7 protein-coding genes, 1 pseudogene and 1 riboswitch are annotated in these 10056 nt (G+C 33.3%); of the genes and pseudogenes, 7 read left to right on the top strand and 1 reads right to left on the bottom strand.

Going from position 1 to position 10056, the window contains the following annotated elements; translation table 11 throughout:
- Positions 1-214: 214 nt before the first annotated feature.
- Positions 215-302, top strand: a riboswitch (cyclic di-GMP riboswitch).
- Between the two features lie 151 nt (positions 303-453).
- The 7 genes from HPY74_17645 to HPY74_17615 all read left to right on the top strand — a co-directional run bounded on the left by HPY74_17645 (position 454) and on the right by HPY74_17615 (position 8216).
- On the top strand, positions 454-861 hold the full coding sequence (locus HPY74_17645) for a hypothetical protein (protein NSW92455.1): 408 nt from the start codon (positions 454-456) through the stop codon (positions 859-861).
- 103 nt (positions 862-964) lie between these two features.
- On the top strand, positions 965-1660 hold the full coding sequence (locus tag HPY74_17640) for a DUF3307 domain-containing protein (protein NSW92454.1): 696 nt from the start codon (positions 965-967) through the stop codon (positions 1658-1660).
- Between the two features lie 206 nt (positions 1661-1866).
- The gene (locus HPY74_17635) at positions 1867-3675 is read left to right on the top strand and encodes a PAS domain S-box protein (GenBank protein NSW92453.1); all 1809 of its coding nucleotides are present in this window, start codon (positions 1867-1869) and stop codon (positions 3673-3675) included.
- Between the two features lie 292 nt (positions 3676-3967).
- Positions 3968-5260: a response regulator gene (locus HPY74_17630; protein ID NSW92452.1), complete on the top strand. Its 1293-nt coding sequence runs from the start codon at positions 3968-3970 to the stop codon at positions 5258-5260.
- Positions 5261-5293: 33 nt separating this feature from the next.
- Entirely contained in the window at positions 5294-6619 is a 1326-nt protein-coding gene (locus tag HPY74_17625; protein ID NSW92451.1) for an HDOD domain-containing protein, read from the top strand.
- A 37-nt stretch (positions 6620-6656) separates the two neighbouring features.
- On the top strand, positions 6657-7739 hold the full coding sequence (locus HPY74_17620) for a response regulator (protein ID NSW92450.1): 1083 nt from the start codon (positions 6657-6659) through the stop codon (positions 7737-7739).
- Between the two features lie 339 nt (positions 7740-8078).
- Positions 8079-8216 carry a hypothetical protein gene (locus HPY74_17615; GenBank protein NSW92449.1) on the top strand — a complete coding sequence of 46 codons (138 nt, stop codon included), beginning with the start codon at positions 8079-8081 and terminating at the stop codon, positions 8214-8216.
- Between the two features lie 139 nt (positions 8217-8355).
- Here the strand turns inward: HPY74_17615 and HPY74_17610 are convergent.
- Positions 8356-9894: pseudogene (locus HPY74_17610) on the bottom strand (putative DNA binding domain-containing protein).
- Positions 9895-10056 lie beyond the last annotated feature (162 nt).

Here is a 10056-nt window from a genome sequence, read left to right as displayed (position 1 = left end):
TACAGGCATGTCTTCATTTGTGACAATGAAAGTTTTATTTTTTAAAACTGATAAACGTCATATGGAATAATCTGGGTACTATGAATGATTTAGGGTAAAAAGTTTGAGTTTTTATGAATAGGTCCTGAAAAAATGGGCCTAAACATTGACAGTATTGAATTCTTTGTTTATAATTATATTAGAACTATAACAAATTAAAAGTGAATATTGCAAATGTCGATAAGGGCAAATTTACCGAAAGGTAAAGACGCAAAGCCATGGGTCTAAGGGAAGATTTATCCTATGATTGCCAGGTTGCCGAAACGTAGAATTAGAATAGGTTTAGTTACGTAGGATTTAAATTTATAATTTTATAAAGGTTATTGGAGTCTAAGGCAACTACAGGCAATTTGTAGTTGCTTTATTTGTTTCAAGCTAAATACAGCAATCTACTAGTGGGAGGAGGTGAATTAAATGAAAAAAAGGCTGTTGTTACTATTTTTAATACTTACACTTTTAATTCCAGGTATGACTGTATCAGCATCTGATGAACCTGTAATATATAAAGATACGATAACAGTTACTGCAGATGGCGGCAGATATCAAATAGGCTTTGTCAATGTTGAGTTCAAAAAGGATTTTATAGATGCTGCCATGCTTCCGGCAACCTTCGAAGTCCAGGTTTATGCTGAAAATTACGCTGAAAATGGTGCGGGGTATATCGAGTTTTCTCCAGACACGCCAGAATTCTTTAAAAAGGTACATATAAGGATTGATGCTTATGACGGACTATTGTATGACAAAGCAAAGGGAGAAAATATTCAGGTAAGTTTTAAAAAACAGCAGATAAAGGCGGAGCATTTTTCACGTCATCGTTGGTAAGTTGACTGCTAGACCGTATTTAAAACCCTCTTTGACAACATTAAGAGGGTTTTAAATAGGGGACATTTTGCATTAGATTTAAAAATAGACATGGGGTTTAATTATGTGTTTTTATTCTCTTTTACTGGGTCATCTGCTGGGGGATTTTACTTTTCAGACTGATAAAATAGCGGAGAATAAAACAAAAATCCGGAAATGGAATTTGCTGCATTCAGCTGTTGTAACTGCATCTATGCTGATTTTTTCATTTCCTTTTGGTTTAATTATAATAACGTTTGTATTGCTAAATGGAATAGCGCATTTTTTTATTGATCAGTTTAAATCAAAGCTGCCGGTTAAAAATTCTGTGCATGCATTTATTTATTTCATTGGTGATCAACTGGTACATATATTCTTTATTTATTTAATATCCAGATTCAGTAACGGAAATGCAGGCATATTGTTTTTTGATGATAAAACCTTAAAATTTTTTGTTATATTGTTACTAGTAGTTTCCTTTGCAAGTGTATTGAACCAGTATATTCTGAGGTTTATTTTTCCTGCTTGCAGCAGTAAATTCTTTTTTAAAAATGAGAAGATAATTGGAAGTATAACAAGGGCTTTAATTTTTTTTATAATATTTTTTTCATTCAATATTTCAAGCTTGCTGCTGCTGGCTATCCCTGTTTTTGTTGCTTTTAATATTTTATATTACAATAAGATATGGTATAAGTGGCTTGATTTGAAATATTTTTACGTAAGGCTTTTAATGGATTTGGCAGTTCCGGCAATTGGCTATTATTTACTAAAAATTACCTGATGCTTCCGGACAAAATGTTATGTATACTTTTTTATACAAATATAAACATCTATAGTAAAATTACTAAATAAATATAAATTTTATCAGGAGTTATTAAATGGGGTGTAATAAAATTGAATTTGATTAAAAGTTTTTATGATATAGGCAAAAAGCTTTCAGCGGAAAAAGACATAAAAAAACTGTTGGAATTGATTATTAATTCATGTATGGAACTAACTTTATCAGACGCAGGTACCATATATATTGTAATAGATAGTCAAACTAATGAGTGGTCAACTTATGAAAAGAATGATAAAAATAAGCTTTTGAAATTTGAAATAGCTAAAAATAACAGTATAAAGTTAAATCTGGAATCTACAATAACCGAAATTTCCGAAAACAGCATTTTCGGTTATGCTGTCAGGACCGGACAACCACTGCGTATAGATAATGCTTATAACATTCCGAAAGATGCAGGTTACCAGTTTAATGACAGATTTGATAAAATGCTGGGATACAAGACTGAATCCATCCTTACTGTGCCTATGAAGGATCACCAGGACCGGATTTTAGGTGTTATCCAGCTTATTAATAAAAAAGTTTCCGGAAAGGTTGTTCCCTTTAGTTCAAAGGATGAAATGATAATTTATTCTTTGGCTGGACAGGCTGCAGTAGCTCTGGAAAACAATATTCTTTATAAAAATATGGAGAACTTGCTTGAACAATACAGGCAGATCGTGTCTGAAGAAATTATTAAGCGTAAAAAAGCAGATGAAGAAATAAACAAATTATTAAGTGCTATCGAACATAGCCCTGTTACTGTCATGATTACGGATATAAACGGGTATATTGAATATGTTAACCCCAAATTTACTCAATTAACCGGATATACTTTCAAAGAAGTAGTCGGGAAAAAACCGAACATTCTGAAGTCTGGAAAGCACTCTGCAGAATTTTATAAAAGATTCTGGGATACCATAATATCAGGTAAAGAATGGTATGGGGAATTCAATAACAAGAAAAAAAATGGTGAGCTATACTGGGAATCTGTTTCTGTATCTTCATTAAAAGATGAAAATAATTCCATTAAATATTTTATTGCAATTAAAGAGGACATTACGGAGAAAAAACTTATTGCAAAAAAGTTGGAAGAAAAAAATACAGAACTGCAAGAAACTATAATAAAACTTAATAACGCTCAATCACAGCTGATACAAAAAGAAAAAATGGCTAGTATTGGACAGCTGGCTGCAGGAGTTGCCCATGAAATAAACAATCCTCTCGGATATGTTATGAGTAATTTTGAAACTTTAAAGAAATATGTAACTAAATTTAAAGAGCTATTACTCATGTATAAAGATTTTATAGATAATCATATGAGTTCTACAACAGAAGATATAAAAAGAAAGACTGGATATATAAATGAATATATCGCAAAAAATAAAATAGATTTTTTAATTGACGATTTGTTCGAATTATTAAAGGATTCAGGAGAAGGACTTGACCGTGTTAAAAATATAGTGAACGCGTTAAGAGTATTCTCACATGTTGACCAGTTGAGTGATTTTTCGGAATATGACCTCAATATGGGAATAAGGACTACACTGCAAATAGTAAGGAACAAAATAAAATACACTGCACGCATCTATGAGGATTATGGTGAAATCCCTTTAATAATGGCATCAGGAGGAGAAATAAACCAGGTTATCCTGAATTTGATACTCAATGCTGAGTATGCGATTAGAACTAAAATAAGTAGTGATGAAGGGGTCATTAAAATTAAAACATATCATAATAAAGAGAGCGTGTATTTTGAAGTTTCAGATAATGGAATAGGTATTAAGAAAGAAGACCTTGGCAAGATTTTTGAACCTTTTTATACTACCAAACCTGTTGGAGAAGGAACAGGTCTTGGCCTAAGCCTCTCATATGATATTATTGTAAAAAAACATAAAGGTGATATTTCAGTTATCAGCGAACCAGGGAGAGGGACCAAATTTATTGTTAAGCTACCTATTGAACAACATAAAAGTTGATAGGAGTTTAATAGATTTCGTGGGCGTAAAGTTCTTGTTAAAAGCAAGCTAGCTATCGGTACCACCTTTACTGTAAAACTTCCTATAAAGAGAGAATTATTATTGGAAAGCGAAAAATATAAAGCTTAAAATGGGGTTGTTTTTTGAAGTACAACACAAAAAAAGGCATAAAGTTACAGTAATTATATTACAATAAATGTAGAAAAAGCAAATTTATTGTTGAGAGTTAGCGCCGTTCATATTATAATATAAATAAGAATTTGGAATAACTTCCCGGAGTTGAGATTTGAGTATGAAAATATTAATTGCAGATGATAGTGCAGTGTACTTGCAGGTCGCTAAGAATACTTTAATTGAGGGGAATGTCAAGTGTGACATTATTTTATGTGATTCAGGTTTAAAAACCCTAGATACATTACAAAAAGATGTTATAGATATCATATTATTGGATATCGTTATGCCGGGCTTAACAGGGCTTGACACTCTTAGAGAGATACGGAAAAATAAGGTTTTTGACGATATCCAGATAATTATGTTTACTTCACTAAACGATAAAGATACTTTAAAAGAGTGTTTTGAGTGCGGTGCAAATGACTTTATTTGCAAGCCAATAGAACCGGTAGAGTTTATTGCAAGAATCAATGCCGCCATAAGAGCAAGAACCAATGATATAGCCTTAAAAAAAGTGATGAATTCTTTACATACAAAGAATCAGGAATTATTGGAAACGATTAGAAAACTAGAGGAGACACAATTCCAACTTGTAAATAAGGAAAAGCTTGCAGCCATAGGTGAACTTGCGGCCGGCATTGCTCATGAAATAAACAATCCTATGGGGGTTGTTTCAAGTAATTTAGAGACGCTGAATCAGTATATTGGTAAGTTTAAAACTATTATTGGTGAGTATCGGAAACTAATACAGGAAATAAAAACCAGGAAAACTGATTACTTGAAAATTTTTGAGAAGATAAGGGAAATCAGCCTGCTTGAGGATACATTACATTTTGGTTTTATATATGATGACATTGAGGAACTCATCAAGGATTCTAGAGAAGGAGCAAGCAGAGTAACTACAATAATTCAAAGTTTAAGAAAGTTTGCAAGGACCGAATTTGAGGAAGTTTTTTACTATTACGATATAAATGAAATTATTGAGGAAGTATTGTTGTTAGTAAAGTATGAGTCAAAGTATGTTGCAGATATTGAAGAAAACCTTTGTGAGTTGCCCTTGATATTTTGTAATAGAGATCAGATTGGGCAGGCAATAATGAATATTATCGTTAATGCGGTCCAGGCTATAAAGAGTCAAAAACGCTGTGAGAGAGGGCGAATAACTGTTAAAACATATTTAAAAGACGAATATATAGTAATTGAAATTGCTGATGATGGTCCGGGTATTGACTCAAAGATTGTCGGAAAAATATTTGATCCTTTTTTTACCACTAAGAAAATAGGAGAGGGTATCGGTTTAGGGTTGAGTGTATCTTATGATATAATAGTAAATAAGCACAAAGGGGAATTAACAGCCGTAAGTGAGGTTGGAAAAGGAACAATGTTTAAAATTAAACTTCCAGTAAACAAGTGAGGGGTATGGAACTTTACTTGCATTCAGAAAGAGTTGCCAAGACTTCTTCATGACATAGGCAAAATAGCAATCAAAGATAAAATATTATATAAACAAGGAAAGCTGGATGAAGATGAAGATGGAAGAAATGGCGGTACACATTTTGACATATATTTTAAACATGTTTTTAAGGGGGACCAGATGAACAAGAACATATTATTCGTTGACGATGAAAAACAAATCCTTAAGGCTATAAAAAGATTGTTTCTTGGAAGTGATTATAATGTCTTCCTTGCTGAGAGCGGGGAACAGGCTCTAGAGGTTTTGGATAAAGAAGACATCAGTGTGATAATTACAGATATGCGGATGCCAAATATGGATGGATATCAATTGTTAAAGAAGGTAAAGGAAAAACACCCCCTAGTATTCAGGCTGATTTTAAGTGGATATGCTGATGAAAATATTGTATTCAAAGCTTTAAGAGAAAATTTGGCAAAATCTTATTTGTTTAAACCATGGGACAATCAGAATCTATTGGAGGTTATTGAGCAGGTTTTTGAATCCGTGGAAATGATAAATAATAAAAAACTGTTGACATTATTGAATAATATAGAAGAATTTCCTCCTTTGGCCAGTTCATATAATAAGTTGTGTTCACTTATTGAAAAAGGAGCGGAAATTGATAAAATTGCAATGGTTATAGAGGAGGACCAGGCTATTGCAGTGAAAGTATTGCAAATTGCAAATTCCACTTATTACGGCCTAAGGACTGGGTCAGTAAAACAGGCGATTAGCCACTTGGGTTTAACCAATTTAAGAAATCTGATTCTGACAACGACAGCGTTTGAAGACCTGAACGAAAAAGGCAATTTTGTGAGTAATAAGAAACTGCTGTGGGAACATGCATGTTTGTGTAATAAAATCGTAACTATACTATATGAGAAAATAATCTGCGAAAAGCTGCCTGATATATATTCTTCGGCAGGTTTGTTGCACGATATGGGAACCATTGTATTACTGTATAATTATAGGGGTAAATACGCTGATATTTTGAATAAAACCATTAATGAAGGGGCTATATCATTGATAAACATGGAAATCCAAACATTTTCCGCTTCTCATCAGGAGATTGGAGGATATTTACTAAACTGGTGGGGGTTGCCGCAACCGATTGTGGAATCTGCTTTGTTCCACCATTTACCTTTGGACGGAAGGGTTAAAAATAAAGAATTGGTTTCTATTGTTCATATTGCAGATATTCTTTCATGGAAAATTTTAGGTATAGACATGTCCAAAACCCTCGATAACAATATATTTGATCTACTGGGTGTATCAAGTGATGATTGCAAAAAGATAGTTACTGAATATAAGTTGATTTAGACAAAGGTATTTTAAAGCGGGAGCAGGATGGTAAAATATGGCGAATAGGACAGTTTTATTTGTAGATGACGAAATTAATGTTCTTAATGCTTTAAAACGAGGATTAATAGATGAGGATTATAGATGTGAGTTTGCCTTGAATGCTAAAGATGCACTTAAAATTATGGAAGAACAGGACATCTGTGTTCTTGTTACAGATATGAAAATGCCTGGGATGGATGGACTGTCATTACTAAAAATTATCAAAGAAAAATATCCTAATACAGTCAGAATAGTGTTATCTGGCTATACTCAGCTGCCACAGGTATTAGCAACGATTAATCAGGCTGATGTTTTTAAATTTATAACAAAACCGTGGAAGTTGGAAGAGGAGTTTAAGCATGTCATAAGACAGGCTGTAGAATATTATAATTTGCAGATGGAAAGTATTGAATTGAAAAAAACTCTTGAGGCAAGAAATATATCTTATCAAAAAATTTTGAAATCAATGGAAGAGAAGTTAACTAATAACAAAGAAGATTTTGAAAATATAAAGAACATTGGCTCTTTTATCCTGGATAGTATTGAAAGCAATATAAATGAAATAAAACCAAGTAGTACGTTATGTGATGAACTAGTTAACCAAACCAGGTTAATTAAGCAATTATATATGGGTTATTTGGATACAGTACCAACTACAAATACAAACTTTGATCTTAAAAAGCTGGTGGAGGAATTGAAGTGTTATCTGACAAGTTTAAACTCCGTAAGTAATGTAATATTCAATACTGATAACTTGGTAAATTACAAATGCGTCGGTAACTATAAACTATTATATTTTATCTTAACTTTTACACTCGGGAAAACACTTTGTGAGAGCAATAAAAATAATTTAAATCTTACTGTTGTTTCTGATAGGGATGCCGATAATATCAAATTAGATTTTTTGGTAGAAATCAGAACGACGAATATAGGTATTAGCGAAGAAAATGGGTTTGCTCGTAATGAGTTGATATTAATTGAAAAATTAATGAATAAAATTAGCATGATTTTAAATGGCAGCATGGTTATTTATAAAGATGATGGAGATACGATAATAAAGCTGCAAATAAAATTAAAAAAAAGCACAGGCGGTTTATAAATGCCGTCTATAATCAGATTTCTGTTGATCTGCCTTCGTATTCTTGCAACTGTATTAAGCAGGAGTTCAAGCCCCTTAAGGCTCAGAAACTAGATCTTCTATATGCTTCGCGGAACGCATACTAATTACGGGGAAAGTGGTTTCTTGGCAGAACTTCCCGGTTACGTCCTATTTACATTTTATGGCTTAGCCTGATGTGTATGGTACGCTGGTAAGTGCTCAATAACTCGGGGTAGCTAAAAATAGGCATCACAAAAGAGCATAGTAGTTAGGAATATACATCCCTCTGCTATACCTTATGACTAATCAAATCAGCCAACCTCGGCTATTCCATATGGAATGAGTTGGTCAAAATCAGGTTCATCAGGCTTGGCTAATGTTAGTGCTATTTTCCTGAACAAAGAAGATGAGAACTGGATTACCTATAGGGAGCTTAAATTTAAACTGATATCGGCAACAGATAATGATGCGGCTTAAAGCATGGCAAATTATGGTGCATACGACCGCACAGGTCGGTTTATTTTAAGTACAAAATGCATCAATAAACATTTTGTCGCAATTAAATGATTCAAATATTTCATTATTGCGACAAAATAATGAGACATATGCTTATTTATTAGTTTGACTCCTCCTTAGATAAACAATAATATGCTCCTCTACCACTGCCTTTAATCTGAACACCATCCGCTTCTAACTCGCGCATAAGCCTTAATACCTGTTGCCTATCCATGCTTGTCATTTGCCTTATCTCTGCATTAGTAAGATTCCTTTCTTTCAATATAGATAGTATTCTCATTTTAATAGACTCCTTATCAAGTCTTTTATCCCTATCGTATTCTACTCCTTTTTCCAGCATTGAATAGACTTCCCGGGTTAAAGAATAGTATTTCTTTTTAACAGTACCTCCTGATTTTATAAGTTTTAAACTATTCTCCATATAACTAAGTATTTCTCTAACTTGTTCTATACTTCTCTGACATATATAAGAAGCATTATATGTGTCTATTTCTCTATGTCTAAGAAGATAGTTTAAAATAATCAGGTGGTCTACATCAACTTCAATCCCCTTAGAATTTAATTCTTTAATAAAATTTCTGAACTCTGGAACTATTGTTGATGCAATAAGGGTTAATTCGATACATTCTCCTATTTCATTATATTGCGGAGGCTCTTTTCCTTCTATTAATAAAGACTTATAGATTCTCGGAACTCCAAGATTACTTCTATTTACAAGTCTCAATCTGTCCATTAAATCTGCAAGATGCAAGTTCCTTGCTACGGGTGGGTGATGAAGTATATTACTCGGAGTAATACCTCCAATAAAATTGCCTGGGTTTGTAATAATTAGTTTGTCTTTATAATGTTTCAGCATAACACTTCCTGGAATTCTATAATCCCTATGCACAAATGCATTAAGTAATGCTTCTCTCAATGCTATTTTAGGATACGTAGAAAATTCAGGATGTAAGAAACCAACCTCAATGGTAGTTGTAGGATTTTCAGTAGCCATATATCTCTCTATTTCATATAGACCTATAGGTATCGGTGAATTTTCTCCATGCTTTATCGTATAATCTGTACTGCTTATCATTCTTCTAAAATCCCACCTATGATTTGGGATATATTTTGACAGTGCTTGTATATTCCCAACAATCAAAAGTCCTCCAAAGGTTAGTTTCCCGTCTTTTAGTGCTCCTATCGACCTTAACAAGTCTTCATTAGACATTTTTAATAATGTATCCGGAGCATGTTCTTCAGCTATTATCATTCTTATTCTTTCCATAGCAACTGGGGAGAAACAGTCTTCCCAGTATTCGTCTACTAAATTTGATGTGAAGTCTGAAACTCCAGTTTTAGCAAACAGTTCTTTTCTCATAGACCCTGTAAGCGGTCTGCATTCTTTACCTATTCTTATTGTAGCATTCCCGTTTGTTTCTGTATAAGGTGGCATACCAGGATATACATTCATCATCAATATTCTTCCATGTCCTTCTGGTACCTCAATCCAATCAAATGTCGGAGTAATATGAGGGTCAGTTTTTTCATACACTACTTTTTGCATCAATAATGTATCAACAGTAGGAGGTACTCCTAATACTGCCTTATTTCTACCTTTAACTTTATCTTTTATTCCAAATACTATAGTCCCTCCTCCACTGCATATTTCGGAGCAAACTGGACAGCCATTCTGGTTGAATGTTGACACTGATTTCGGCAGAAACTGGACAGTTATTCCGGTTTTGACTGGACAGCAATTCCGACATAAAATGGACATTCATACCGGGAAATACTGGACAGCAGTTCCGGTTGAATGTGG

It is taken from the genome of Bacillota bacterium, assembly GCA_013314855.1.
GTDB lineage: Bacteria > Bacillota > Clostridia > Acetivibrionales > DUMC01 > Ch48.
This window is presented reverse-complemented; position numbering and strand designations above follow the sequence as displayed.

What these genes read in the sequence shown, in the direction of transcription:
- HPY74_17645 (NSW92455.1), top strand. Translation starts at nt 454, where the DNA reads ATGAAAAAAAGGCTGTTGTTACTATTTTTAATACTTACACTTTTAATT.
- HPY74_17640 (NSW92454.1), top strand. Translation starts at nt 965, where the DNA reads ATGTGTTTTTATTCTCTTTTACTGGGTCATCTGCTGGGGGATTTTACT.
- HPY74_17635 (NSW92453.1), top strand. Translation starts at nt 1,867, where the DNA reads ATGGAACTAACTTTATCAGACGCAGGTACCATATATATTGTAATAGAT.
- HPY74_17630 (NSW92452.1), top strand. Translation starts at nt 3,968, where the DNA reads ATGAAAATATTAATTGCAGATGATAGTGCAGTGTACTTGCAGGTCGCT.
- HPY74_17620 (NSW92450.1), top strand. Translation starts at nt 6,657, where the DNA reads ATGGCGAATAGGACAGTTTTATTTGTAGATGACGAAATTAATGTTCTT.
- HPY74_17615 (NSW92449.1), top strand. Translation starts at nt 8,079, where the DNA reads ATGAGTTGGTCAAAATCAGGTTCATCAGGCTTGGCTAATGTTAGTGCT.